Annotated in this window: 18 protein-coding genes; 10 read left to right on the forward strand and 8 right to left on the reverse strand. The window is 56.4% G+C overall.

Translation table 11 applies throughout. The features are described from left to right. Positions 1-14: 14 nt before the first annotated feature. Positions 15-3,485: an ABC transporter permease gene (locus SH421x_RS06520; RefSeq protein WP_488854603.1), complete on the forward strand. Its 3,471-nt coding sequence runs from the start codon at positions 15-17 to the stop codon at positions 3,483-3,485. Positions 3,486-3,567: 82 nt separating this feature from the next. On the opposite strand, the gene SH421x_RS06525 is transcribed toward SH421x_RS06520, so the two are convergent. From SH421x_RS06525 to SH421x_RS06535, 3 genes are all read right to left on the reverse strand, one after another. Then, complete coding sequence (locus SH421x_RS06525; RefSeq protein WP_488854604.1) at positions 3,568-4,941, reverse strand: hypothetical protein; 1,374 nt, start codon at positions 4,939-4,941, stop codon at positions 3,568-3,570. Between the two features lie 21 nt (positions 4,942-4,962). Beyond that, the gene (locus tag SH421x_RS06530) at positions 4,963-5,802 is read right to left on the reverse strand and encodes a hypothetical protein (RefSeq protein WP_488854605.1); all 840 of its coding nucleotides are present in this window, start codon (positions 5,800-5,802) and stop codon (positions 4,963-4,965) included. A gap of 149 nt (positions 5,803-5,951) precedes the next feature. After that, positions 5,952-7,100 carry a hypothetical protein gene (locus SH421x_RS06535; RefSeq protein WP_488854606.1) on the reverse strand — a complete coding sequence of 383 codons (1,149 nt, stop codon included), beginning with the start codon at positions 7,098-7,100 and terminating at the stop codon, positions 5,952-5,954. 299 nt (positions 7,101-7,399) lie between these two features. Here SH421x_RS06535 and SH421x_RS06540 point away from each other — a divergent pair, with 299 nt between their 5' ends. The 4 genes from SH421x_RS06540 (at position 7,400) to SH421x_RS06555 (ending at position 13,238) form a co-directional block, all read left to right on the forward strand. After that, a complete protein-coding gene (locus SH421x_RS06540; RefSeq protein ID WP_488854607.1) occupies positions 7,400-8,254 on the forward strand; it encodes a hypothetical protein in 855 nt (284 codons plus the stop codon). A gap of 512 nt (positions 8,255-8,766) precedes the next feature. Further along, entirely contained in the window at positions 8,767-10,077 is a 1,311-nt protein-coding gene (locus SH421x_RS06545) for a BBP7 family outer membrane beta-barrel protein (protein WP_488854609.1), read from the forward strand. Positions 10,078-10,474: 397 nt separating this feature from the next. After that, a complete protein-coding gene (locus tag SH421x_RS06550) occupies positions 10,475-10,963 on the forward strand; it encodes a hypothetical protein (RefSeq protein WP_488854610.1) in 489 nt (162 codons plus the stop codon). A gap of 145 nt (positions 10,964-11,108) precedes the next feature. Next, entirely contained in the window at positions 11,109-13,238 is a 2,130-nt protein-coding gene (locus SH421x_RS06555) for a TIM44-like domain-containing protein (protein WP_488854611.1), read from the forward strand. Positions 13,239-13,248: 10 nt separating this feature from the next. Here SH421x_RS06555 and SH421x_RS06560 read toward each other — a convergent pair whose 3' ends face one another. From SH421x_RS06560 to SH421x_RS06575, 4 genes are all read right to left on the reverse strand, one after another. After that, complete coding sequence (locus SH421x_RS06560) at positions 13,249-14,181, reverse strand: ABC transporter ATP-binding protein (protein ID WP_488854612.1); 933 nt, start codon at positions 14,179-14,181, stop codon at positions 13,249-13,251. Positions 14,182-14,200: 19 nt separating this feature from the next. After that, positions 14,201-16,393 (reverse strand): DUF8726 domain-containing protein, encoded by a 2,193-nt coding sequence (locus SH421x_RS06565; protein ID WP_488854613.1) that lies wholly within the window; start codon positions 16,391-16,393, stop codon positions 14,201-14,203. A gap of 158 nt (positions 16,394-16,551) precedes the next feature. Continuing rightward, positions 16,552-16,881, reverse strand: a complete 330-nt coding sequence (locus tag SH421x_RS06570; RefSeq protein ID WP_488854614.1) for a MazG nucleotide pyrophosphohydrolase domain-containing protein — start codon at positions 16,879-16,881, stop codon at positions 16,552-16,554. After that, entirely contained in the window at positions 16,878-19,730 is a 2,853-nt protein-coding gene (locus tag SH421x_RS06575) for a tetratricopeptide repeat protein (RefSeq protein ID WP_488854615.1), read from the reverse strand. The genes SH421x_RS06570 and SH421x_RS06575 overlap by 4 nt, the downstream gene beginning before the upstream one ends. A 135-nt stretch (positions 19,731-19,865) precedes the next feature. On the opposite strand from SH421x_RS06575, the gene SH421x_RS06580 reads away from it, so the two are divergent. From SH421x_RS06580 to SH421x_RS06600, 5 genes are all read left to right on the forward strand, one after another. Then, positions 19,866-20,186, forward strand: coding sequence for a Rieske (2Fe-2S) protein (locus tag SH421x_RS06580; RefSeq protein ID WP_488854616.1), 321 nt, complete (start codon positions 19,866-19,868; stop codon positions 20,184-20,186). Between the two features lie 52 nt (positions 20,187-20,238). Beyond that, positions 20,239-21,180: a mechanosensitive ion channel family protein gene (locus tag SH421x_RS06585; protein ID WP_488854617.1), complete on the forward strand. Its 942-nt coding sequence runs from the start codon at positions 20,239-20,241 to the stop codon at positions 21,178-21,180. A 158-nt stretch (positions 21,181-21,338) separates the two neighbouring features. Continuing rightward, positions 21,339-22,292, forward strand: a complete 954-nt coding sequence (locus tag SH421x_RS06590) for a hypothetical protein (RefSeq protein ID WP_488854618.1) — start codon at positions 21,339-21,341, stop codon at positions 22,290-22,292. Positions 22,293-22,343: 51 nt separating this feature from the next. Next, positions 22,344-22,940: a nicotinamide riboside transporter PnuC gene (gene pnuC / locus SH421x_RS06595; protein WP_488854619.1), complete on the forward strand. Its 597-nt coding sequence runs from the start codon at positions 22,344-22,346 to the stop codon at positions 22,938-22,940. Then, positions 22,937-23,956: an AAA family ATPase gene (locus tag SH421x_RS06600; RefSeq protein WP_488854620.1), complete on the forward strand. Its 1,020-nt coding sequence runs from the start codon at positions 22,937-22,939 to the stop codon at positions 23,954-23,956. The genes pnuC and SH421x_RS06600 overlap by 4 nt, the downstream gene beginning before the upstream one ends. 10 nt (positions 23,957-23,966) lie before the next feature. Here the strand turns inward: SH421x_RS06600 and SH421x_RS06605 are convergent, their stop codons facing one another. Continuing rightward, the gene (locus tag SH421x_RS06605) at positions 23,967-26,213 is read right to left on the reverse strand and encodes a glycoside hydrolase family 5 protein (RefSeq protein WP_488854621.1); all 2,247 of its coding nucleotides are present in this window, start codon (positions 26,211-26,213) and stop codon (positions 23,967-23,969) included. Positions 26,214-26,220: the final 7 nt, after the last annotated feature.

The raw sequence follows: 26,220 nt of genomic DNA on the forward strand, positions 1-26,220 counted from the left end.
AGGAGATGGTCGGCATGAATCAAATGCGACTCGCGCTTCGCAGCGCACGTTATTATTTTTCGATCAATCTGGCGGTCGCACTCGGCGTCGCCGCGGCGACCGCTGTGCTGACCGGAGCGCTGTTGGTCGGTGATTCGGTGCGCGGCAGTTTGCGCGACTTATCGCTTGATCGACTGGGAGAAGTGACTCACGTCGTGCTGGCGGATCGCTTTTTTGCCCAGGATCACGCGGCGGAGCTTGCCGGGGGCGACGAAAAATCGGCCCCGCTGATTTTGCTTCGCGGCAGTGTTGAGCATGCCGGCAGCGACAATTTGCGCCTCGCCGGCGGCGTATCGATCTTTGGCGTGAACGACCAGTTTTGGACGCTCGATTCGAGGTCGCAACCTCCTACATTGGATGGTGAAAACTCAATCGTCTTGAATCAGCCGTTGGCCAACGAGTTAAACGTGGTGGTCGGGGATGAAGTGTCGATTCGGCTTCCCTCTTCCAATGATGTGCCAGCTGATAGTCCGCTGGGTAAAAAATCAGGCCGCGTGCAGGGCATTCCCCGCTTGAAAGTTGCGGCGATCATTCCGGCGCAAGGGTTGGGGCGATTTGGCTTGTTCCCCAACCAACAAGCGCCGCTCAATGCCTTTGTCCCGCTCGGGTTGGTTCAGCAGTCGCTTGAGCAGCCGAAGAAGGTGAATGCAGTCTTGCTGGCGCTGCATGACGCTGACGAAACCGCTGCCGCATTGGCTCGCAAATTGACGCTGTCACTCGATGATTTTGGATATCGCTTGGATCAGGTGCGGCAAGAGTTTGCTGCGGAAGGCCAAGCTCCGCAGACCATTTATGACTACTACCAGCTCAGTTCGTCGCGGATGATCTTTAGCAACGCGGCGGAAGACGCGATTTTGAAAGCGGCCGGCCCCAAGGCGTTTCCGACCTTTACTTACTTGACGACTTCCATTGAAAAGGAATCAACCGAGAATCAAGCGATTCCTTATTCGACTGTGACAGCGCTTGATCCTGCGGCGCTTGCTTACCCGCTGTTGGATGTAGCTGGACAACCGATTCGTGAACTTGCAGACGATCAGATCATCTTGAACTCTTGGTCCGCCGAGCAACTGGGGGCCGAAATCGGCGATTCCATAGAGATTGCCTATTTTGAACCAGAAAGTTCACACGGAATCGCCACTGAGACGTCGCATTCATTTACGGTGGCGGCGATTACTCCGTTGACTGAGCCTGACCAACCAGCGTCGCGGCGGAGACCAGCTGAGTTCGACCAAGCGCCGACCACGGCGAACGACCCCGATCTGACGCCGGAAGTAGAGGGAATCACCGATCAAGATTCGATCGACGATTGGGATCCGCCGTTTCCGTTTGATAATCGCCGCATTCGCGGTGTGGACGACGCCTATTGGGAAAATTATCGCACGACTCCCAAAGCCTACGTCTCGCTCGCGGCCGGCAAAAAACTATGGGGTAGTCGTTTCGGCAATGCGACGTCTATTCGTATCGCAGCCGATGCGACCGAGAAAGCAAAACTAATCACTCGGGTCGAAGCATCGCTCAACGAGCGGAAAGAGGAGCTTGGTTTCCGGTTTTTACTGGCTCGCCGGAATGCGTTGCAAGCGGCCAGCGGAACGACGCCTTTCAATGCGTTATTTCTGGGCTTCAGCATGTTCATTATTGCGGCGGCGTTGATGCTGACCTTGCTGTTATTTCAACTAGGAGTCGATCAACGCGCTCGGCAGATTGGGCTTGAAGCGGCGGTCGGTCTGCGGATGAAAGCGATTCGCGCGATGCTCTTGGTCGAAGCCACCATCGTCGCTGCGCTTGGCGGACTGTTGGGCGTTTTGCTCGGCATCGGTTACGCGTGGGTCATGCTGTATGGGCTACGCACTTGGTGGGTCGCGGCGGTGGTGACGCCGTTTTTGCAATTGCATCTCGACAATCCGGCGACGCTGCTGATCGGTTTGACGAGCGGCGTCTTTACCTCGCTGGGCGCGATTATGTGGGCGCTGCGTCGGCTGCAGAAGACTTCGCCACGGGCTTTGCTCGCCGGGCAGACCGCATCCGCTCAGCCACAACAACCGGGCCAGGGACGCTGGATGATCTATGCAGGCGGAGTGCTGATCGCCGCTTCGATGGCGCTGGCCGTATTGGCGACCACCCTCGCTGGCGAAGCCCAGGCAGGCGCCTTTTTTGGCGCTGGCGCCGCAATGTTAGCCGCGCTGATGTTGCTAGAGCGACGCTATCTACAGTGGCGAGCGACTGAGCGTTCGGCGGGGGTTGGTTTTCAATTATCGCAGTTGGCGCTGAGCAACGCGGCTCGCAATCCAGGACGGAGCACGCTGACGATTGGCTTGGTCGGCGCGGCGTCGTTTTTGATCATCGCGATCAGCAGCTTCCGGCTGGCTCCGACCGAAAGCGGAACCGGCGGCGTTGATTTGATCGCCGAGAGCACCCAGCCAATCTTTCACGATTTGAACTCGCCGGCCGGTCGCTACGACCAAGGTTTTCGCGATAGCGACGAACCGCTGCTCACACAGACGACCATCTTGGCGTTGCGCGTCCAGGCAGGCGACGACGCAAGTTGCTTGAACCTGTATCAATCGGATAGTCCTCGCGTGCTTGGGGCGACGCCGCAACTGATCGCTCATTATTCGCAAACGGATGTGCCGCAATTTGAGTGGGCTGGCTCGACCGCAACTACACCAGAGGAAAAGGCCAATCCCTGGCTCGTGTTAGAACAGCCAGCCGATGGTGAGATCGTGCCGATTCCATGTGCGATCGATAAAAACACAGCAATGTACGCTCTGCATTTGTACGGTGGTGTCGGCGAGACGTTTGAAACGACCGATCCCGATGGACGGTCCACCAAGTATCAGGTCGCAGCTCTTCTCTCTAACAGCATCCTGCAAGGGAGTTTGATCGTGAGCGAAGCGAACCTGCTCGATCGGTATCCCGATACTAGCGGCTACCGGATGTTTCTGATTCAAACTCCGCCGGGAGAGATAGAGCAGGTTGCGTCGGTCTTGGAAGCTCGATTGAGCGAGGATGGATTTGACGCGACCAACGCCAAGCAGAAGCTGATCGATCTGCTGGCGGTGCAAAATACGTATCTTTCTACGTTTCAAAGTCTCGGTGCGCTGGGCCTGTTGCTCGGCACGTTTGGACTGGCGACGGTTCAGGCTCGCAACGTGATTGAACGTCGCGGCGAGCTTGCCTTGCTGCAAGCGGCCGGGTTTCGTCGCAGTCGCTTGGTTCGGCTGGTCCTGCTAGAGAACGCGGCGCTATTGGTCGCTGGACTAGGGACCGGCATCTTAGCAGCGCTGGTCGCCGTGTTGCCGCACCTGCTGTTTGGCGCCGCCGGCGTACCGTGGATGACGCTGACGGTAATGCTGGGGATTATCTTTGTGGTCGGATTGCTTGCGGGACTTTGGACAGCGCGGTCGTCGTTGCGAACGCCGCTGATCCCTGCGCTACGTGGTGACTAGAAAGGCGTGCGAAGAGCATGTCTTCTAGCAGCCAGGCGCCAGGCTGTGTCGGCATGGCGCTTGGCGTGTAGGCGTTAACTAATTAGCGAACGCGGCACTTGAAGCGGCAGACGCCTCCTTGGCCGACTTCGAGCGAATCTTTGATCTCCCAGCGGAGAATCTGCGAGCCTTTTTCGTTGGGCTGTGTTATGAAATCGGCGTCGATGCTGCACTGGGCAGAGCCGTCGACCAGTTCCAGACGCGGCGACAGGTTATCGATAATCGTTACGTTGCCGATCCGCTGATCTCCTAGGTTGTCGAATCGCAGCGTGAAGTCGACGATGTCGCCAGGCTGGGCGTCGTCGTTCGATGCGGCTTTGACGATTCGCAAACAAGGTTTGCCATGCAGGTCGAACATCACCGCTTCCTGCGGGTTCAGTTCGTAAGTGCCTTCGTGCGCCATTTGGCCTTCGATGGTAACCTGCACCGCCTGGTTTTCGGTCCACGCGATCGCATTTTGAATGCTGGTCGCCAGACGCGCCTTCTGCGAAGCGTCGTAGATGCCGACCCTCATGATGCTGAAGTCTTCGTAAGCCTGAAACTCTTTAACAAACTGAATCAAGATCTGACGATTTTCGAGTCCCACGCCCATGTTGCGATCGCGAAAGATCGTCGCAGTTCTGGCGCTGAGATTTCGTTCTGGCTGTAGTGGTTGATTGACGTGGGTCGGAATGCCGTTGTTGTTTTGGCCTTGCAACTCTAGGTCCGCCCGATTGGCGACCAGGCCTTCGTTCTTCAGCCCTGCGGACAGGCCGTAGATCTTGCGGACCGCCGCAAAGCGGGGAGCATAAACGCAGACGCGATTGCTAGGAGTCACGATGCGTCGACCATCGAGCGTGTCGTAATGGGCGACGGTGTCTTCGATGTCGAGACCACGCATGCTGAAGTCGGCGCCGATCATCGTTTGTTGATTGCGATCGCCGCCGTCGTAAATGTATTCGTCCTCTGGCCAGCAAGGGGGAGTCGTGTCGTACGACGTGACTGGATAGCAACCATAGCCGCCGGGGCCGCAATTGCCCGCGTAGTTGGGGCCACCGTAGCCAGGTCCACACGGTCCACTCGGGCACGGCATGCCCATTTGCGGTTGGGCGATCGGCGCGACCGCTTGATAGTATTGCTCTGGCGGAGGCACGTTCGCCGGTTCTTCGCCGGATGTCAGTTGGATCGGATATTGATTTTCAACCGGCGTCGCTGCCTGGGGCGGTGCTGCCACATATTGCAGATCAGCAGCTTGCGGAGCAGCGTCCGGCATTGCCGGCGGCGCTGCTGGCTGTTGCTGTTGGTTGAAGGTCACGCCAGACATCGGCTTCGTCGGCCCATACATCGTTTTGACTTTGCTGATTTGACACGCCGGTAGCGTTAGCAGGCCAAACGCCGCGATCAGCATAGCGAGTTGTCGCAAGTTCCGAAGTTTCATGACGGCAATTCGGCGAAGGTGTTAGCGAGTTTGTACATTACCGGGAGCGTAAATCGGACGCTCGGCGACATTCGGGGGCAAATAGGCGGTCGGAGGAACTCGCGGGTACGCTCTTTGGCGAAGCGCTTCCTGCTCGACCCGTTGCGGGGGCATTTGCTGGATTGCGGCGGTGTCGTAAACCATGATCGGCGGCGAGCGATAATCAAATTCGCCCTGTGGTTCTTCTGCCGTTGGTTGGCGTGATCCCATCCGCAAGATCGCGACGGGACGTCCTAGCTCGTCGGCGATTTGAATCGGATCTCCGCCCGGCGGAACCTCGAAGAATGGCTGGAAGTCTCGCTCTTGCTGTTCTGGAATCGCATCGATGGGCGGTTCCAGATAAATGATCCGCGTGATGAACTTCCCTTCGATCGCGTAGCGAATTTCTTCCTGCGTGATGTGAACCGGAATCGCGTACTTCAATTCCAAGCCTTGCGGCGGGTAGAGACGATCAATCACTTCGATAGTCGGGTAGAGCTCGACACCGGGATTGAGCGGAATTTCGCTTAAGCGCATCCGATAGACCTGACCAATCAAGCAACCGGCGATTGCCGGAGTAGGCAGATCAGGGCCGAACTGTCCGTGGTTGGTGAACGAGACTTTGGCGCCGGCGGGCGGAACGATTTCGACCGGCTGAAACCAGCCGACGACCGGACGTTGTTGCAGCAGTTGCATCTGGCCGATGGCGCCCGGCGGCAGTCCCTCGTGATACATCTTGTGAGGACTGGGGGTTTCCTGACTGTAGGCGGTGGTGCCGCTGGCGAATGCCGCGGAGAGCATGCCCAAAGTCAAAGCCATCAAGTGGCGGGTAGAGCTATTCATGCAAGATCCGTCTCGCTGCTTGCTGCGCCAAAAAGGAACGAACATCCTTGTCCGCTCGGTTCCCCGTCATGGGAAAAGGCACGGTCGCGCTTTGCAGCTGCCGACCGTGCCGATGGTTTCAGGTTTGCCTTCAGGCCCAAGCGGTCAGCTTACTGCGGAGGGCAGTAGGCGCCGTTGCCTTGGGCCGGCATGTACTCGCGTCGATCGGCGTGTGGTTGGCCGAAAGCCGGAGCATGGTGGATGTTTTCTTCAACAATCCAAGCCTTGTTCGGCGGAGTCGGATAGCTGAGACCCGGCTTCTGCTTGACGTGGATGTTGATTTTGTCGGTCGGACCAGGGATGTGCATGTGCGTGTGATTGGTCATCACGTGCTTCTGCAATCCAGCCGGGCCACCCAACGGGATGTGAGCCGGACCAGGCAAGCCGATCGGAGTGCCGACATACGGCATCCCATACTCAGGCGTCGTGACGCCGGCGATATAAGGAACCGAGTGCGGGTGACCGCCGGGCAAGCCGGGGTAGCCTACTGGACCGCCAGGACCCATCATCGGCATGCCGCCAGCCATCACGTTGGGATCGAATCCTCCTTGGGCGCCATCTTCTGGCATTTCCAAGTCTTTGTTACCCAAGCGAGTGATCGCCATGATGGTGCCGCGACGATCGGCTTCCATGATTGGGTCGACGCCTGGATCGAGGCGCGTCGAGACCAGCGTTTCGACGTCGGCCAAGGCCAGCTCTTGATAGTTTGGATCCGGCAGATAGATCACCTTCGTGACGAAGTTGCCGCTGCGAACCTGTGCGAAGTCCTCTTCCGTGAACTGAATCGGAATCGCGTTGTGAGCTAGGAAGGCGTCAGTACGCGGCGTGGCCGGTCCGACTTCGATCGTCGGGTACAGCTCGGCGCCGGGATCGCCTGGGATGTTGGTCAGCTTCAAGCGGTAGATGCCGCCTTGGGGGAAGTTGACCGGAAACGGCACGACGCGCGGAGTCGAGTCGTAGTAGCCGATGCCGCCTACGTCCCATTGAACCTGCATGCCGTCCGGTTTAACGAACAGGATCTGGCTGGTCGACGCCGGGGCCGGCATCCCGTAACCCATATTTGGGTCGATCGGCATCATGGCCGAAGCGGGTTGGATCGGCGGCGGAGTCAACACGCCGGGACCTGGGCCATCAACGCCGGGTCCTGGGTGACGAAGTTGTTGCGCCGGCGGCAAATTATGCGGCGTGTGCATGGCTTGACAGCCAACCGTCGCAGCCGTCAGCGACAGCATGGCCCACTTCCAGAAAGTCTGTCTCATGGTTTTCCCCCTCACTCAACTCTGGCCGCCGATTCGGAACCGACATGGGTCAGTACAAGAGTTGAAGCGATTCGCTATCGTTCGGTTTGTTTCACTCAGTTGATTTGTCAAACGTCGTCGGCAGTAATCGCCGATTGACGTGGACCTAGTCTTGCTACAGAGCGTAAGATCGCTGCTCCACTTAACGAGCCGACCATCCCCGACTTCCCGCACGGCCAAACCGCGCAAGAAAGACTCTGTGGCTTTAATGTTCGGCCTAGAACGACGCGAATCTTTGGGAAAACCGACAAAACCTTGATATGAGCAATAATCGGCGCAATTTGACATTGTTTGCTGTCGCTGTGGTGCTAGCGGTTTTGACCGCATTTTGCACGATGGGGGACTCGGCGATTGCTTGGCTTACGCCTGAAGCTCAGGCGAATGCCGCCGAAGTTGCTAGCGGAGAAAGTTCGCTAACGGCCAGCCAGAATGCGGATCAATTGATCGACGACGCATTGAGACGCATGCTGACCTACTCTTCGATCGTTTCACGGCTGGAGTACTCGACCAAATCACCGATCGCTAGCGGGTCAGGATACTATCTTGAAAAAGGAGCGCTGCTCCGCCGGCTAGAACTCAATCTGCGCGGCGTCGAGAAGTCGAGTCTGCTGCAAATCAGCAACGGGCGAATGCTGTGGACGCGTTGTATCACGCCGCGCGATGCAATGACCAGCGAGCAAAAAATAGTTTCGCCTCACTCTAGTCCGCAGTTGCATTTGGCCGAGTTAGGGCTGCCGGGTCTGTTGGCGCAGTTGCAACAGGACTATGACCTGTTGTTGGTTGGCGCAGGCAAATTGGGAGACGATCCGGTCTTTGTGATGAAGGGGATTTTAAAACGAGATACGCTCACGCGGCTCTTGCCGCAGCGTGCCGCCGAAATTGACAGCGGCTCATTTGCCGCTTGGGGCGAACTGCCACCAGGCGTTCCTGCTGCCCTGATGATTGCCTTGGGAAGCGAAGATGCGGTGCTGCGGCGACTTCAATTACAAACGATCGCTGAGGGCGCGGCGCTTGCTACTTGGCCCCAGCTTCTGGAGCAAGAGACGCTCACGATTGATTTGCGCGACGTGCAGTTGAATCAGCCGATCACCGCAGCAAGCTTTGTACATCCGTAGCGTTGACGACGGAAATGCGATTTTCCGCTTCAACGCACTTTGCGAAAAAGTCTTCGCTCTCTACTCCACACGGCGGTTGCGACGCAGCGCTGCTTGGTTTCGGAATCCGCCAGCGTTGTTGGTACGACCCTAACACGCCGCAATCTTTACGGAGCTGTTAGTGACTCTAAAGTCCATTCGCTCCCGATAATCGGGCAAGTTGACATGCGACGAGATTCGCCCCGCGTCAGCGGACGCATCTGTGCGAGCATACGCAATCGCGTTCGTCGATTGGCAGCGTTTCAATTCCGACATTGAGGGCGCGGCCACCCTGCGTCTGTTGTCAAGAACGGTTGAGCGGAAGAATCCAATCCATGGCGGCGAAAGTTGCTATCACTGCTTCTAATTGGCGATAGCTGACGGCTGTTTTCTTCCGAAAACTATTCGTATCGACGAGGCGATTCCTCGTAGCGGCAAGCTCTAGGCCGCAGCCGGATCTGATGCACAATCATTCGCAGGGAGGTCACATAGAAATGAGAGCTTGTCACCCGTTCCATTGGGCGGCCGCCTTGGCGGCCGCCGCCGTGTTCACTTCTGGCGATTGGACTTTGGCGCAGACATTTACGCCAACAGCGTATCAACAGTCCGGCTCCAATCCCGCCAATCGTCCTGGCTATTTTGCTCCCACGGCGCATACTTCGTGGGCGTCTTATTCGCCTGATCGGCCTTCCGAAGAGGTTGCGCCCGGTCCGACTTCCGCTGCCCCGCATTACGACTCCTCGATGGGCTTGTCCCCATCGTACGATGGAGCGGCGCCTGGCGCCGATTGTTTCGACGACAGCTTATCTTCCTACTGCGCACCTTGCGAAGCGCGGTCGGGATGGTTTGGATCTGCGGGCGGGCTGGTGATGAACCGGGATCAAGATAACTTTCTCCCGTTCAGCTACGCCACGGGGGACGAGTCGGTTCAATTGGTGACCAATCGAGACGCCGATTTTAATTTCGCTGGTGGTGTAGAAGCTCGACTGGGTCGTTATTTCTGCTGCGGCCAATCTTCGGTGGAGTTCGTGTTTTGGGCATTGATTCCCAATTCGCAGAATTATCAACTGCTTGGCGCCGATGTGTCGGGGGACCTGAATGGGATCTACAACTGGAACAGCTTGAACTACGACGGTGCGACCGCAAATAACTTTGTGGACGACGCGGTCGTTCATCGAATTCAGCGCGAATTTCAGTTTCAGAACTACGAAATCAACTGGAACAATCACCTCACGCTCGCCAACTGCAGCAATTTACAAGTGCAGACGATCGCTGGTTTTCGCGTGTTCCGATTTGGTGAGACGCTTGATTTTGGAGCGGATACGGTTGATGCTGTGTTTACCGGTGCTGCGGACGAAATTCACTACAACATCCAAGTTGATAATCGCCTCTACGGTTTTCAATTAGGGGGCAGCACTGAATATCAAATTTTGCCCCGCTGGTCTTTAACAACCAAAATGTTGGGCGGCATCTTTGCGAATGATGTGTCTCATCATTCGCGGATCGGCGGTTCGGCAGGCGACGCCTATGTCAACAATGGTCCCAATAACGGTGAAGTGTTCAACGTTTCGGGTGGTCGGACTAGCGTGGCTTTGGCGGGCGAGTTGAATCTCGGTGTGATGTTTCGTCCGACGCCAAATTGGCAACTCGGCCTTGGTTATCGTGCGATGGGCGTCAGCGGCATCGCGCTGGCTTCCAATCAGTTGTATCACGATCTTCGCGGTATCGAAGACGTCGAAGAAATCGAAGTCAACGGCGATTTGATCCTGCAAGGCGGGTATTTTCAAGCCTCGTATAATTACTAAACGCTTATCCAAAGGATCTTTCATCCATCGATCGCAAAGGCCTTATTCAACACTTGATTGCTACGCGACTGGCCAACTGCGATTAGCGCCGACTCTTCCCCAACCCCGTCTCTATAGGCGGGGTTGGGAGCAGGGCTTGTGAAGGGAGACTTGCTTCGATCGACTACTTTGATAAAACAACGGCAGCAATCGTTAAAAATCTTGAAAATCAGCTTGATCCTCCCAGCGTCGAGCGAAGTGTCTGTAAACTAAACTTCTTAGACCCTGCTGGCGGCTCAATAAATTCTTGCAGGCTGAATACTTGGGAGTAGGTGTCGCGGTTGTCGGTTCGACCATGTCGGAATAGCATGGGAGAAGTTTAAGTAGCCTGACTCGCTCCCTGATTTGGAGACCACCTATGATCGCCGCAGCAGAGCTGGGAGGCTTTTTCGCCGCGCATGCCGTTTGGTGCGTCTCGGACGGAGATCTACTGATTCCGATTCTCGCCTACGCGACGCCTGACGGTGAACGGCAGATGGAACGTCTTGAGCATGACGACCTGGAAGTCGCCGTGCAGGCCGGAGTCGAGCGGCTTGAAGCGAACGAAATGGAGGCCGACGACGGCGTCTTTGTTTTTGACGGCAGGGTGACAATCAACGAGGTGACGCACGATGCGATCATCCTAGAGCATCGCGCCTATCTCTGGCCAGAATCGAAGTTGATCGTCGCTGTCCCTTATGTGCCGCTCGAAACTGGCGCGTTCAAGGTCCATCGGCCGATGTTACTCGCTTGGGAGAACTGTGATGACTGTGATCCAGACATCGCGATGAAATCGTTCTTTCACGGCGTCGCAGAGCATGAAAAAGGCGCCGAAGTCTGGAAAACCTGCTACGAAGAGCGGGAGTAAATCGGCGCCGAGAAAGCAGCACAAAACTACGTGTCTCGCGGCAGTTTGCGCGTTAAAATGCTTGGTCACCGCTAAGATTCTGTCTCGACCGACGAATATCTAGCGCTGTTTCGCATTTTCTCCTCTTCAACCCGAAGGCCTGCTTGTGCGCTTTGCCCGTGCTATCGCCATCCTCCTGTTGCTTGTCGGGCTGGTTTTGGTCCCGTCAGCGGACGTGTGGGGACGAGCCGGAAACGGCGGCTCCTACTCAGGCGGCGGAGGGTCTTATTCTGGCGGAGGTTACTCAGGCGGCGGACACTTTTCTTCTGGTTCCGGCGGTGGCCACAATAATATTGGTCCGTTGATTCACTTTCTGTTCCGACACCCGGTCGTCGGCGTACCGACCATTGTGATTGGGGTGCTGATCTTCTTTTGGCTGGCTGTGCAGAACCACGAGCGTCAGCAGCGGCGATTCATTCATCGCTCGTTTCACAAACTGGATCATGATTTTATCGATTCCTGTTTGGAGGCGATGCAGGAAAGCGATCCGTCGTTTGACATGCAACAGTTCAAACAACGCGCCGAAAACGCGTTTGGAAAAATTCAAAAAGCTTGGGCCGAGCAAGACTTGGCGCCGATTCATGCGTTTGTTTCGGATGGCGTGTACGAGCGATTCTCGCTGCAAATTTCTGAGCAACACGAGCTGGGCTATCGCAATGTGATCGAGGATGTGCGCATCCTGCGGATGGAGCCGATTGAGATTATCTCGAGCCGCAATGATCAGAACGCGTTTGAGGTGATCTCGCTGCGGATCAGCGCGCAGGGCAAAGACTATCGAGTCGATCGCACCACCGGCAAGCTGATTCCCGGCTCGAAAAGTAATGAGGCGTTCTCCGAAGTTTGGACTTTCTTGCGCCGCCGCGGAGCCAAGACCAAACCCCAACAAGCAGGCCTGATCGAAGGACATTGCCCCAACTGCGGGGCCTCGATCCAGATCAATCAGTGGGATCGTTGCGGATCATGCGAAAGTTTGCTGCGCAGCGGTGAGCATGATTGGGTCCTTAGCGAAATCACGCAAAGCAATGCCTGGAAACCGAACGCCGCACTGGGGCTGAACAGCGCCACACGCTATTGGGTTTCGCATGACCCTGGGTTTAATACGCATCACTTGGAAGATCGCGCCAGCGTGATTTTTACGCGTAAAGTTACCGCAGATCGGCACGGCGACCTGCGCCCGCTTTATAAAGTGGCGCACGACATCTATTGCGACACGCACCGCACGGTTCTTGAAGCACGAGAGCGAACGTTCTATACCGATTGTGGAGTTGGCGCGGTCAACATCATCGGCGTGATCACTGACAAGCAACTGGACCGCGCGTTGGTCGATGTGCGTTGGTCCGGTCGGCGCAACAAGCAAAGTGGAAGTAGCGTCGAGACGTCACGCGAGCCAAGCACGCTGCGGACCTTGATGGTGCTGGGACGCAAACATGGAGTGCAGACCAAAATTGAGCAGAGCGTCTCCTCTTTGCAATGTCCCGGCTGCGGAGCGCCAGAGTCCGACGCAGCGTCGCATGCTTGTGAGTTTTGTCACATGGTGCTGAACGACGGAGCCAGCGACTGGGTATTGGTTGATTGGTTGCCGTATAGCGCCAATGAAGCCGGCGAATTACGCAAAAAAGCGAACGAAGGGATCGAAACGGTGATCGCCACCATTCCCAACAGTTCGCAGGAAGGGCTGGATATCGATCGACCGCTGTTTGATCAACAGTCGACAGTGGTGGTTAGCCAAGTAGTGCGACACGTTTCTGGCCGCGATTTGGACCGCGCTCAGATCAATGGCCGCAGCTTACGCGATTTTGCGGTGATTGACGACACGGACTTGATCGCCTGGGTGGTGCAAGTTGCGGCGGCCGATGGCAAGCTCGACGCGAAGGAGCAAAAGCTGCTCAAGGAAGTAGCCGCCAAACACAAAATACCGCTGAAGCGCGTACAGGGAATGTTGACCGACGCCGTCAGTGGATCGTTGGAGGCTCCCATCCCCAACAACCGCGCCTCAGGCGTAGAGTGGTTGACTACCATGATCGACATGGCGCTGGTTGATGGCCACTTTGACCGGCGCGAACAAAAGGTGATCGCCGCCACCGGCAAACGGATCGGGCTGTCCGACTATGACTTTGCCCGGCTGCTCGCCAAACGCAAGACCGAACTTTATCGCGAGGCGAAACTGAAATTGCAGGAACAGAAGAAAGCGGCGAACCGGCGCAAGATTCGGACGAACTACCAACCCGATGAATAAGAGCCGCGGCTTACGTCTTCTTTCCCATTCCTTTGGTCAGCGCCATAAACGCCGATTCTAGATTGATTTCTTCTTCGCGGAAGAGAGTTAGGCGGTGGCCGGCTTGGATGAGCCAGGTTGGTAGATCGCTGTAGTCGTTGGTTCCCTCTTTAAGTGTCACCATCAAGTAGGTCGGTCGCGGTTCGATGCTCTCGACCATTTCAGAGCCTTCTAAGATCTTGGCGGCCGCTTCTTGATCGCCGGCGACGCCGATATGCAGCACCGTTTTTTGGCGGACTTGCTTCATCACTTCTTCGACGGATGCGTTGACCGACATCACGCCGCGATCGATGATCCCGATTTTGTTACACACATCGGCCAGTTCCGGCAGAATGTGGCTCGACACAATGATCGTTTTGCCCATGTCACGCAGCCGCTTCAGCAGGTTTCGCATTTCGATACGGGCGCGGGGATCGAGCCCGCTCGCCGGTTCGTCCAGCAGCAGCACTTGCGGGTCATGCAGCAGCACGCGGGCCAGGCCAAGACGTTGCGTTTGACCACGCGAGAGCGTGTTGGCGAAAGCGTCTCGTTTGAAGTCGAGATCGACCAGGTTAAGCATCTCGTCGCAAACCTGGCGCCGCTGGGCGCCGCGAATGCGATAGGCGGCGGCGAAGAACTCTAGATACTCGATCACCTTCATGTCGTCATACACGCCAAAAAAGTCAGGCATGTAGCCAACCAGACGGCGGATTTCTTTGGGATTGGTGTAGATCGAATGTCCGCAGACGTACGCTTCGCCCCAGGTTGGATTGAGCAGCGTCGCGATGATGCGCATCGTGGTCGTTTTGCCGGCGCCATTGGGGCCGATGAAACCGAAGACGTCCCCTTGCTTTAGGTCAAGCTCGATCCCTTTGATCGCGAAGAAGTCGCCATATTTTTTCGTCAGGTCGTGGGTTTCGATCATTGCGGCGCCTACAGGTGCGTTATTCCGGCTCAACCGGATAGATCAAGCGAACGTAAGTCCAATGTTCCGTTTTCGGCTGCAGCGGCTGGTCGGTTCCGGCTGCGGTGATTTGCAACTGCGTGACCGGCTCTGCTGATTTGCCAACCAGTACGGCGCGTTGCGTTTGCGAGTGCTTCGAGAGGTCGACAAACCCCTGATAGCGTTGAATCAAATTGGTGTAGCCGCGACCGCCTGCCGATTCGTGAAACAGCATTACTTCCATGATGCGATCGATGTCGGTGCTTTCTCGGTCCCAAACTTCGGAGACGTCACGTGCGTCGGAGACACGCGTTTTGCGGAGCACTTTGTCCGAGTTTTTGCCCGCTCTGCCCGAAAGGGATAAGACGCCGCCTGCGGGAAATTTGGGGAAGTGCCAGGCCCAGCGGCCGTAAAAGACATAGCAGTCTTCCAGATCAATGTCAGTGGGATTGCGAATCACCCCGTCCAGCAGTTGATTGCTGATCTCGGTCAGCGGCTTGGGAGCATCGCCATCGAGGGGCGCCCAGCTACGACCAAACAGGCTGCGAGACGACCAAATCTGAATCGGCAGATTTTCGAGCGAAACCGAGTTATCAGCGTCGGCCAGATAGTACGGGTTTTGCACGGTGGCCAAAGATTGACGCGAGTCCATCCCTCCCAGCGACTTGCCGGGTAAGCCTTGCCAGGCGAGGACTTGATTCCAATCGCTGGCTTGCGACGGCGCCAGGTTGTTTAGTTGAATGTCTAGCCGCTGCGTTTGCGGGCTGTAGAGATGCGCCCAAGTCGTAGCGCGGACCACGCGACTGGCCAAATCGCAATCGACCACGTCGACTTGATTCATCCGCAGTTCCGTTCCTTTGGCCCAGTATGCGATGCCCCATGAGGCGCCGCAGGCCAGCAAGACCAGCAGAGGAAAAGTGACCCACGTCCATTCCATCCGCGGCAAGTAGCGTTTGAGCAAAAAGTAATCGCCGGGGCCGATCAGCAGCAGATAACCAACGACGATCACGCCGATCAACAGGAACGAAATCAGGTGAACGCCCTCGAACTGATCCAGGGCGACGCGCAACTGTCCCGAGAGATCTTCGTAGCCAACGTGAGCGGCGCTTTGACCGGCTAGGGAGACGATGCCAGAGTCTTGTTGTTGCGATTCGCCAACCAGCAATTTGGTGAGCAGCGGCTTGCGTCCTTCCCAGTCGGCGACCGGGGGGGCGTTGAGATCAAACGCGACAAATTCGACGAGGCCAAAGCCGTGCGGAGCGACTGAGATCAGCGGGGTGAGACTTGCGCCGGTGCGCTGCACAATCGCAATCCCGCGGGCATCCTGCAAGGTCGCAATTTTTAAGGTCGGCACGTCAGGGCGATCCAAGCGCGTGACTTTGCCGGCATACTTCTCGATATCAACCGTTTGGCGTTCTTCTTCCCAGCCAACATATCGGCCAGGCAGAAATCGGGCTAACGGAGCCCCTTGTGCAAGCAGTTGTTCGCTGTCGGCGCCAACGGCCAGCAAGAGATGCCCTCCCAGCTTGGTCCACCAATCGAGCGCTGCAAGCGTTTCGGCCGAGAGGCTGTTCCAATCTTCGGCGTCGCCGCTGGCAATCAGCAGCCGGTCAACCCCTTCTAGCATGCGCCAATCGTCGGGCAATTGGCTGGGAGCGATCTTCGCGAGTTGCGACGATTCGTTCGGCAGGACGCGCTGTTGGTGCAGGATCTCTTCCACGCCGGCCAATTCGCCGGTTTGTAGCCAAAGCTGTTGGCTCGCGAGTACCGGTTGCCCCAAATCTCCTACTGAAGATTGCCAAACTGAGCGACTCGCAATTCCCTCGGCGTCACTTTCTAAGATGACTTCGATGCGGCTATTGGTGCGGCCGATCTTTACCGGCAAGACAAAGGTCTGGGTCGCGCCGGCGGCGATCTGGGCGACTTCGTCGTGCGGCCAGCGATGCTCGACGGGGACTCCGTCCGAATCAAACGCCGCGATATGAATTTTAGCTTGCAGCGGCTCGGATCCGGCTGTCAGCGTGATGCGAATTGGTGACCAGACGCCTACTTTGAATCGGCCGGCGAAACCAAGGGTCGCTTCAATTTTGGCGATGTCATGGCGCTGCTGCGTCCACGCGCCAGCCCACAATGTGGATGCCGACGTGGCGACCAGCAAGATCGTGATTAGGAAAGTGCGACAGAGAAGCAACATCAAAGTCGAACGAGTCTCACAAAAGGGGGGAGCCACCGTTGTTCCGGTGGGGATGACCTGAAGCTATTTAGCATAGTCGGCAGAGTGCTGCACCGCGAGTTGACGCGGCGCCTCTGGCGGCCTACTTCGTGGGAAGTTAACGCCGATTGGGCCGGTTTTTACGGCTTTTCGGCGTCATCGCAGACGCACAGAAATTGTCCGCAACCAGGGCAACCGCTTCCATATTTTTGATTGACGGCGTCGGCCAGATCCACTCCGGCGACATTGGCGATGGTAGTGAGCCATGCCAAGACGTCAGCGAACTCGCCCACACGCTCTTCATGCGTGCCGCCGCGTAGAGCTGACGAGAGCTCGCCTACCTCTTCCATTAGCCACATGAAGGTTCCTTCAACCCCGCGGGTCTGGTCCTTTTCAAAGTACATGTCGCGGATCAATTTCTGAAATTGACCCAGGCTCACATCCACCGGCGGCGAAGATTCTTGGTTCACGGTTTGATTTGCTCTAACAACTGTTGGGCCGCCGCGGAGGACGGAGAATGTTTCAACACAGCTTCCAGTATTTCGCGAGCGGCCGCTTCATCACTGACAGCGATCAATGCCTCGGCCGCGGCGATGCCCCAATCTACTCGATCGGGTGATAAGCGAAAAGCGACCGCCAGTTCACGAGCCGCCAAAAGCGGGTTCCCCAGCTCTTGTTGGGCCCGCCCGTTGATCTCGTGGGCTTGAGCGTCGGCAACGTCGATTTGAAACGCCTCTTGCGACCAGCGGGCGGCGCCTTGCCAGTCTTCGCGAGCCGCCAACAGCGCTGCCAGCTTTTTGCGAATCGGCACGTCATGATGCTTTTGCGCGGCCAGGATCGGCAGCAACTTGAGCAATGCTTCATCATCTTTTTGCAACAGATGCACGCGGACCAAAGCTTCGGTCCATTCTTCACTGGTTGGTTCCGCCTTGGCGCCGCGCTCGTACAGCTCAATCGCCGAGAGGTAATCCTTTTGTTTCAACCGCAAGCCGGCCAACAGCGCCACCGGGCGTCGATCAAAGCGATCGCCGGTCGCTTGCTCTAACAATTCGAATGCCTGCTTCGCATCACCGATCGAAAGATAGAGCCGCGCTAACACGTACAGCCCCAGCGGTTGCAGCGGATCAAGTTCGATCGCTTGGTCCGCATACTTGCGAGCGCTGGTGTTGGACTGCCGTTTCAAATAGGCATAGGCGGCGTTCGCTTGCACGTCCGCATCCTCCGGCAGATCTTTGGCGTCACGCAGCAGTTGAGCAAAGCTCTTGTCGGTGTCGCTGGCGTTGATTTCGACATCTCGCACGACCGTCACTAGATAGTCGCGATAGCCGCGTTCAAAATCGGCTTGCGGCGTATCAAAGGTTTGCTTCAAGATCTGATCGGTTGTCAATGATTGGGCGTAACCATCCAGCATCTTCTGGAGTGCGTCATCGCCAAAGCATTGTTTCAAATAGACGGCGTAGTGATAGGCCTGACAGTAGGCCATGGTCCAGTCGTCGCCGTCCCGTGGTCGAATGAATCCGTAGTTGATTGTGTTTAAATCAAACAGATCGTTGGCCGCAATTCGCTTGGCCAGCAGACGTTTCCAGTCGGGCGGCTGGACCTCGGTCTCGTAGGTGACAGCCATCGCTTCGGTAAACCAATGTGGAATATTAAAATCGGTCTGCTGTAGATTGACCACATGCACAAACTCGTGCCGCAGCACGTTGCCCCAGTTGTACTTTTGCGGCATCGACGATGGTGATGCCAGCGCGAGCATTTTGCCTGCACAGGCGCCGACCGTACCGATGTAAGGTAAGCCAACCATGCGCGCGCTAAACCACCCGTGGCCACTGGTATTTTTGGCTTTGCTAAAAAACTCGATCAGCGTTTTGTCAGCCGGCTCATAACCGAGCGCTTCGCAGATCGGCCCGTAGACGTTTTCTTCGAGATGCAGCGCGGCGTACTCGGCCAGCAGCTTGTCCGTTTTAGGATCATACCGAATCACAAAGTGTTCGGTCTCCAGCGTTTCGTAGCCGGCCAGCACGTCCAGCACTTCTAGGGTGTTTTTCACGCGGACATGAAACGGATCGGCCTTGAACGCAGCTTCCAGCACCGCCCGCGCTTCGGGCTCTTCGCCCATCCGCATCAGCACCATGCCCAACTCGGCATGGGGGCGAACCAGTTGCGGCATTCGCTCGGTCGCCGCGCGATAGAAGCCAGCGGCATGGGGATACTTGCGGAGCAGATCACAGCCTTCGCCAAGCGCTGAGAAGAATTCGCCGCAGTGAGGATTGGAAATTGACTGCGTAAGGATCAGCTCTCCGTAGCGGGTGGGTTTTCCTTCCTTGGTTTCGAGCGAAGCCCCATCCGCCGCTAGATAAGCGGCCGCCAACAGGCCTGCGGTCGTCTGACGCTGGTCGTTGATCTCGCGGGCCTTGGTCAGCGTCTCGATCGCTTCCAGCGGACGAAAGTCAGCCAGGAAGGCTTTGGCCTTGGCTTCCATGGCAGGGACATAATCGCTGCGGATCGCCAAAGCTTGATCGGCGGCGGCGACAGCCAAGTCGATGTTATAGCCGCTTAGGTCCATTTGAGACTTCAGCGTAAAGAGCTCGGCCGAGCTGGGATTGATTTCGAGCGCCTTGGTCCATTCAGCGCGAGCCGAGCCCATGTTAAACTTCTCGGCAAACAGCTCAGCTACTGCAAGCCGTGCAGGCCAATACTGGGGTGCACGCTTAAGAACGGTAGGAAACAGCGTGTTGACTAAATAGCTGAACTGCTCACTGTTTTGCGTCCAGCGCGCAAACTCAGCCGCGCCCAGCCCGGCGTAGTACAACTGGTCAGGATCGTCAGAGACATCGTTCTGATTGAAGTCGTCGACAAACCACTCGTAGGCGGCGCCAGCTTCGTCTAGTTCGCCCCGTTCGCGATGTAGCTGCGCGGTAATCCACCTTGCGACGGGTTGCCGCTCGTCCAGCACGAGCGCCTTCTTACAGCTTGCGGTCGCGGCGTCCCATTGTCCCTGGTCAAACTGAAGACTGGCCAACTGCGCGTACAATTTGGGGGTTGGCTGTTGCGCAAGCGCGTCGGTCAGGGTTTGTGTCGCGGCGGCCGATTGGCCGATCGCGATTTGTGATTTGGCTTTGAGCCATGCGGTGGTTGCGTCTGGCTGGTCAACTTGGTCGAGTTCGGCGATCGCCTCGGCGTATTTGCCGGTGTAGTACAGCGACTCAGCCAGCGTAGACTTGGACGCACTGGGCTCGGCTGCTGGGGCAATCCAGCATAGCGTTAGCCAGACGGCGCACACCAACAGCGAGATGTTTCGATTGCTTACAGGCGGCATCGTGTGATTCGAAGAGAGAGGGAAAGGACTGTCAACGAGCGCGGCGCACGCGTAAAATGGTCGCGACTGACAGCTTACGTACTATTCTAGCCCCGTTGGGCGCCGCGGCGAACCCTTTTTCATTTGGGCATTTTGATGGCAGATTTTGTAACGGTCGCTAAAGTTGGTGACATTCCCCCCGGCCAAGGCCAGGCTTTCAACGTCAGCGGACGGATGGCGGCCGTTTTTCACATGGCCGACGGCACTTATCAAGCGATCGACGATTTTTGCCCGCACATGGGGGCTTCGCTGGCCGGTGGCTATGTCGAGGATGGCGTGGTGATGTGCCCCTGGCATGCGTGGGGTTTTCAGCTGTGCGACGGCGCCTGGCTCGACAATCCGAAGGTGAAGGTCGATTGTTTCGATGTTCGCGTCGCAGGGGATGAGATTCAGGTGCGGGTCAACGCCAAAGAATAAACCGCAAGCAAATTCACTTATCTACCCCCAATCGATAGAAGGACAGCCTGTCATGTTGTTCAACCTACTGCTGGCCCAAGTACAAAATCCCGGCGAAAACCCTGCCGGCGACAATGCCGCTGCGATCGACGTCAGCGAAAAGGCGTCGCAAACGCTGACCGATGTGCAAAATTGGGGGAACTCGGCAGTTGTCTTTTTGCAAGATCAGGGGCCAGAGTGGGTCTTGCGAATTGTCACGGCGCTGCTGATTTTATTTGTTGGACGCTTGGTCGCTTTGTGGGCGAGCGGTTTCTTAAAGAGACTAATGAACCGAGGTGGCGTCGATCAAACGCTTGCCCTGTTTCTCTCGAATATCGCGTATGGCTTTTTTCTGACGTTGGTGATCGTTGCGGTGCTCGATCGCTTGGGGATTGATACGACCAGCGTCGCGGCGGTGCTGGCGGCGGCCGGGCTGGCGGTTGGTTTGGCGCTGCAAAACTCGTTGTCGAACTTTGCAGCAGGCGTGATGATAATTTTCTTCCGACCCTTTTCGGCCGGAGATTTTATCGAGGCCGCCGGGATATCTGGCATCGTCGACCAGGTCCAAATTTTCCACACGCACATGAAGACTCCGGACAACAAGCTGATTATCGTTCCCAACGGCAACATCACCAGCGGCAACATCACCAATTACTCTCGCCACGCAACACGCCGCATCGATCTGACCGTCGGCTGCGGCTATGACGATGATCTGCGCGAAGTAAAGAAGTTTTTGATCGCGCTGCTAGAAACCGAAGAGCGAATCCTGAAAGACCCGGCGCCGGAAGTTCGCGTGACGGAACTCGCTTCCAGCAGTGTGAACTTTATCGTCCGCGGCTGGGTCAAAAAGGAAGACTTCTGGGCGGTCTCGTGCGATCTGACCGAACAAATCAAACTGGGCTTCGATGAACGTGGGTTCTCGATTCCGTATCCGCAGAGTGATGTCTATATGCATCAGGTCGCGTCCAAGGAGTAGGCGTGGATCGAATGTCTGGAGACGCTATAGCAAGTTCGCAGAGTCCACCAGGGGGAATGCGGCGCTGGTCGTATTTCCTACTCCGCTTATCGCTTTTCCTGGCGCCAACCCTCTTCGCAGCCTGGGTTTGCTTTGCAGGGGAAAGAGTCGAGACGTGGATGAAGTTTGGGGGTTACAATGTTCCCAGCGATGAAATAGCGGTCGAGATCTGGGAGCATGGTTGGCCCTTCGTTTTTTCGGAACGTTACGTTGATCTTGAAGCTCCTTCTCCGGTTGCGATCTGGCAAGGTGATCCCACCTTCAATTGGCTTCCGCTGATTGCGGATCTCGCAGTCTTTGGAGCGATCATCGGCGCGGCTGTTATCTTCTTCCGCGGTATGCAAGTCACGAACTTGGAACGACGCGACATATCAATTTCGCTGCGTTGCTTGTTCGCCGTCGTGACGGTCTTTTGCGTCATGGCCGCTAGTCTTGGCCAGAGTCTGATTCAATCGCAACGTGATTTGGCGATTGGCGCCAAGCTAGAACAGGCCGGACACAGGGTCAGCTACGACTACATTGGTCCCCGCTGGCTGTCACGCATGGGGGGACGCAGACTTGCTTGCTTTCCGTTGCAAGGAGTCAGCGAATTCTATGTTTCGGACGAAGCGGCGGAAAACTGGACGGAAGATGTGCTGGAAGCTGGTATCGCCGAACTCACTTCCTTAAAAGTCCTGTTTTTGGACCAATCGCCGACAAGTGATGACGCGCTTGCTCGTCTCTTGGCATCGCGGCGAAAATGGGCGATTGAGGAAATATCGTGCAGGTACACTCCGATCACCGGAGCAGCGTTTGTCGGTTGCCAATCACTTCCTCAGTTGCGGGAAGTTAGTGCCTGGGGGGCTAAAATAGACGACCATGGATTCGCCGCATTAGCGGCGTTTCCTAGAGTTGAGGATATCAATGCCGAAGAGACGAACGTCACGAAGGAGTCAATCAAGTATGCACTTCGGGCGCCGCGTTTGCGACATGTCGACTTTCGAGATACAACCATCACCAAGTCGGATTGTCGCCAGTTATTGGAGCAGGGCGTCGATTGCGATGTGGACCCCATATTTGCGTCGCAAGATTGAAAGAAAGCAAATGTTTTCAGAGATGTTGTATAGGTGGCTGTTTAGCAAAACATGAACCCCTTCGAACTGATCGCCGCGATCGCCGGCGTAGTCTGCGTCGGCTTGACCATTCGCCAGAACATTTGGTGCTGGCCGGTCGGTTTGGTGCAGGTCGTCCTTTATATCTTCGTCTTCTTTCAGGCCCGGCTCTATTCGGACGTGATCCTGCATTTCATTTATGTGGGGCTGCAGTTTTACGGCTGGTACTTTTGGATGTATGGTGGGCGTGACCGGGCGGAACTTCCCGTCACGCGTCTGTCGAGGATGCAAGCCACACTCTGGTGCAGCGCGATCCTTGTCGGCACAGCCGTCTGGGGTTGGGGGATGGCGAACTGGACTGACGCCGCGGCGCCTTATGTCGATGCGTTTATCGCGGTCGCCAGTTTGGTCGCGCAGTGGCTGATGGCCCGCAAGAAGCTGGAGTCATGGGTGGTTTGGATCGTGGTAGACATCATCGCCGTCGGACTTTTCTTTCAGCGTGATCTGATTATTACGTCGGGTCTCTATGCTCTGTTTTTGGGGCTCGCGACGTTTGGCTTCTTCCAGTGGCGAAAGGGAATGACCACCGAAGTTGGATCGCCGATAAGCGGAGCAGGGGAAGCGGCATGACTAGACCTACTGTCGGTATGACCCTCGGCAAGTACGCGCCACTGCATCGCGGTCATCAGCAAGTGATCGAGCTGGCGCTGGCCGAATGTGATCGCGTTGTGGTGATGATTTACGATTGTCCCGAGACGACCAACATTCCGCTGCCGGTGCGAGCTGGTTGGATTCGCCAGCTTTATCCCCAAGTCGAAGTGATCGAAGCGTGGGATGGGCCGCTTGAAGTTGGGCATGCCCCAGCGATCATGCAAATGCATGATCGCTATATTCTGAAGATGCTGGGCGACAAGGGGATCACCCATTTTTACTCCAGCGAGTTTTATGGGGATCATGTCAGCCAAGCATTGGGCGCGATCAATCGCCAAGTCGATCCTGATCGAACTACGACACCGATCTCGGCGACGAAGATCCGACAAGATGCTTTCGCGAATCGTCAATTCTTGGAACCCCTCGTCTATCGAGATCTGATCGCCAACGTGGTTTTTCTCGGCGCTCCATCCACCGGCAAAACAACGTTGGCCGCAGCGATGGCTCGCGAGATGAATACGGTCTGGATGTCCGAGTATGGCCGCGAATATTGGGACGCTCATCAATGCGAGCGGCGGTTAACGCTTGATCAATTGGTCGAAATTGCCGTAGGGCATCGCGAGCGTGAAGAAAAATTGCTGCTAGACGCAAATCGCTATCTCTTCACCGATACTAACGCACTGACGACCTTCATCTTTTCGCACTACTACCACGGCGCGGCGGCGCCCAAGTTAATCGAAGCGGCCAACGCCTGCAGTTCGCGTTATGACCTGACTTTTCTCTGCGATACCGACATTCCCTATGACGATACGTGGGATCGATCTGGCGACGCAAATCGTACGGTGATGCAGGCCCAAATCAAAGCCGATCTGGCGACTCGAAAGATTCCGTATTGGACGATTCGCGGAACGTTGGGCCAGCGGGTAGCACAGGTAAAGCAGGTACTTGCTCGAATTGCGAAGTATGACAATTTGGCGGAATTGGAATGCCGTTAAAAGGTCGCGATTACCGTGTCCGTTTCAACTCAAACTGCTTCCCCTCCAGCGCTTCTTTCGCGAACTTCCCCCAAAACGGCGTCGGCGTATATTTCCAGTCCGAGATCATGATCGGTGAAGACTTGGGGTGGAAGCACCAGCCGGTCCAGTTCAGCTTGTGCTTTTGAATGAAGCCCAGCATGTCAGGGACCCAGGTGTAAGGATCTTCCTGTGCATCGGCTGGGATAAAATCGAACTTGGTGACGTCGGCGCCCACTTCGCCCAGGAAGATTGGGTATTTCTCGCTGGTCGCGAGCATCTTCTTTTCCCAATCGGTGTGCCAGTGATAAGTATGCCAAGAGTACATGATGCCGTTGCCTCCTTCGTCATCCAACGCGTACCCTTGCGTGATGCCGGACAGATCGTTGCACCAGAAAATACCGCCGGCGATGATGATGTTCTTGGCGCCGGTACTGCGAACGGCGTTGACCAGACCTTGCATCCCGACCGAATCAAACCCTTGGTTCTTCTTCTTTTCTTCCTCGGTCAAAAACGCCGATTCATCGGTTCCTTCTTTGGTCCCAACAAAGCCGCCGTTCCGCCACACTTCCCACGAGATCCCATGCGGTTCGTTAAAGATGTCAAACAACACCGCCGGGTGATCTTTGTAGAGCGTCGCAAAGTCTTTCCAAAAATCGGCGTGCTCTTGCTTGGGCGCGCGGAAGCGATGCAAGTCAACCGCGACATAGGCGCCACGGTTGGCGGCCAGCGTGATGATTTGAGCGATCGTGTCACGGTAGGCGGCGCCCCCATCTTTTTGATAGGCGCTGTTGCCGTACCAGAACGTTTCGTTCATCGGCAAGCGAATGCAGTTGGCGTGCCAATCTTCGATCGCGACGACGGTTGACTTGATTGGCTGCGTGTCTTGCGGCAAAGTTTCGAGCCCGCCAGCGTTGACACCTTGCAGCCAAACTTCGTTGCCAGCTTCATCGTGCAGCCGATTGCCGACCACATGCAACATTGACGGCCACTTGGCCCGGTTGGGCTCTTCTCGCGGGACAAACTTGGCCGCTTGTTCTTCGGCGCGAAGTTTGGCGGCGGCCAATAGCGGAGCCGGGGAGGTTGGCTTTAACACGAAATCATCCAGGTCAAAGGTGCCGGCGTTGACCTGAAACAGACACGGCATCATCACCAAAGTTAACGCATCAGGCGGAACTAAAAAAGCGATTCGCTTTTCAACCCAACCAGCGGTGTCTTTTTGCGAATAGGCAGGTGAAGGTTGTGGCGAAATCTTCTTGCCGTCGATCCCTTGCCATTCCAGCATAATCCGCGCGTCGAACCAAGGAGAGTTACCTTTCTTGAGTCCGGTGATGCGCTGCCGCCAAGTCAGTTCTAACGCTTCGACACCTGACGGAATGTCGATCGTGCGATACTCCATCACCATCTCGCCGGGCTTGGGAGAGCGCATCCGCAAGTAATGATTGTCGCCATCCGCTTCCCAACTGCCGCCAACTTTGATGCGTCCCCAGTCATCAGGCCAATTATCTTGCTTGGCGTCTGTTTCAAAATCGCCGTTGGAGATTAATGTACCGTCGTCGGCCAGTTGAGCGGCTGCTTTGTCGCGTCGCTTGGCCGCATTGGCTGACAGCTTGGCCAGTTTGGCGGCTAGATCGACCTTTGCTTTTTCACGTAGCGGCTGTGGATCAACACTGCGTAAGACGATGTCGTCCAGATCCAACTTTCCCGCTTCGACTTGAAACAGCGCCGGCATAAATTTCAAAATTTTGGCGCCGTCAGGGACGAGGAAGGTGATCTGCTTTTCGACCCAACCATCGGTGTCTTTGCGTGCAGCCGGAGCGCCGGGATTGGGCGATACCTTTTTGCGATCAGCGTCGGTAAATTCGAGCAGTATCCGCGCATCGAACCAGCTTTGCTTACCGACTTTTAATTCGCTGACGCGCTGCTTCCAACTCATCTCGATCGCGGCAACATCCGCCGGGATGGGAATCTCTTGGTAAAGCATCACCATCGCGCCAGGCGAAGTGCTGCTAAGACGCAAGAAGTGATTCTCCCCTTCAATCACCCATTGGCCGCCTGCTTGGAGGGTGGCCCAACCGTCGGGCCAGTTATCCGCGTTGGCGTCGGTCTCAAAGTCGCCATTCGACTTCAAAACCTCATTGGTCGCCCCGGCAGCAATGGTGGCGGTGCAGGCCAAGCACAGAACTGCGAACAACGGTTGCCAAAAGCGAACCGATGGCGATAAAAGCAGGCGAGACATAAGGTGA

The sequence above is a fragment of the Blastopirellula sp. SH421 genome, from assembly GCF_057808535.1.

Coding starts and splice junctions, on each gene's coding strand:
- SH421x_RS06520 (WP_488854603.1), top strand. CDS start 15: ATGAATCAAATGCGACTCGCGCTTCGCAGCGCACGTTATTATTTTTCG.
- SH421x_RS06525 (WP_488854604.1), bottom strand. CDS start 4,941: ATGAAACTTCGGAACTTGCGACAACTCGCTATGCTGATCGCGGCGTTT.
- SH421x_RS06530 (WP_488854605.1), bottom strand. CDS start 5,802: ATGAATAGCTCTACCCGCCACTTGATGGCTTTGACTTTGGGCATGCTC.
- SH421x_RS06535 (WP_488854606.1), bottom strand. CDS start 7,100: ATGAGACAGACTTTCTGGAAGTGGGCCATGCTGTCGCTGACGGCTGCG.
- SH421x_RS06540 (WP_488854607.1), top strand. CDS start 7,400: ATGAGCAATAATCGGCGCAATTTGACATTGTTTGCTGTCGCTGTGGTG.
- SH421x_RS06545 (WP_488854609.1), top strand. CDS start 8,767: ATGAGAGCTTGTCACCCGTTCCATTGGGCGGCCGCCTTGGCGGCCGCC.
- SH421x_RS06550 (WP_488854610.1), top strand. CDS start 10,475: ATGATCGCCGCAGCAGAGCTGGGAGGCTTTTTCGCCGCGCATGCCGTT.
- SH421x_RS06560 (WP_488854612.1), bottom strand. CDS start 14,181: ATGATCGAAACCCACGACCTGACGAAAAAATATGGCGACTTCTTCGCG.
- SH421x_RS06565 (WP_488854613.1), bottom strand. CDS start 16,393: ATGTTGCTTCTCTGTCGCACTTTCCTAATCACGATCTTGCTGGTCGCC.
- SH421x_RS06575 (WP_488854615.1), bottom strand. CDS start 19,730: ATGCCGCCTGTAAGCAATCGAAACATCTCGCTGTTGGTGTGCGCCGTC.
- SH421x_RS06580 (WP_488854616.1), top strand. CDS start 19,866: ATGGCAGATTTTGTAACGGTCGCTAAAGTTGGTGACATTCCCCCCGGC.
- SH421x_RS06585 (WP_488854617.1), top strand. CDS start 20,239: ATGTTGTTCAACCTACTGCTGGCCCAAGTACAAAATCCCGGCGAAAAC.
- SH421x_RS06590 (WP_488854618.1), top strand. CDS start 21,339: ATGAAGTTTGGGGGTTACAATGTTCCCAGCGATGAAATAGCGGTCGAG.
- pnuC (WP_488854619.1), top strand. CDS start 22,344: ATGAACCCCTTCGAACTGATCGCCGCGATCGCCGGCGTAGTCTGCGTC.
- SH421x_RS06600 (WP_488854620.1), top strand. CDS start 22,937: ATGACTAGACCTACTGTCGGTATGACCCTCGGCAAGTACGCGCCACTG.
- SH421x_RS06605 (WP_488854621.1), bottom strand. CDS start 26,213: ATGTCTCGCCTGCTTTTATCGCCATCGGTTCGCTTTTGGCAACCGTTG.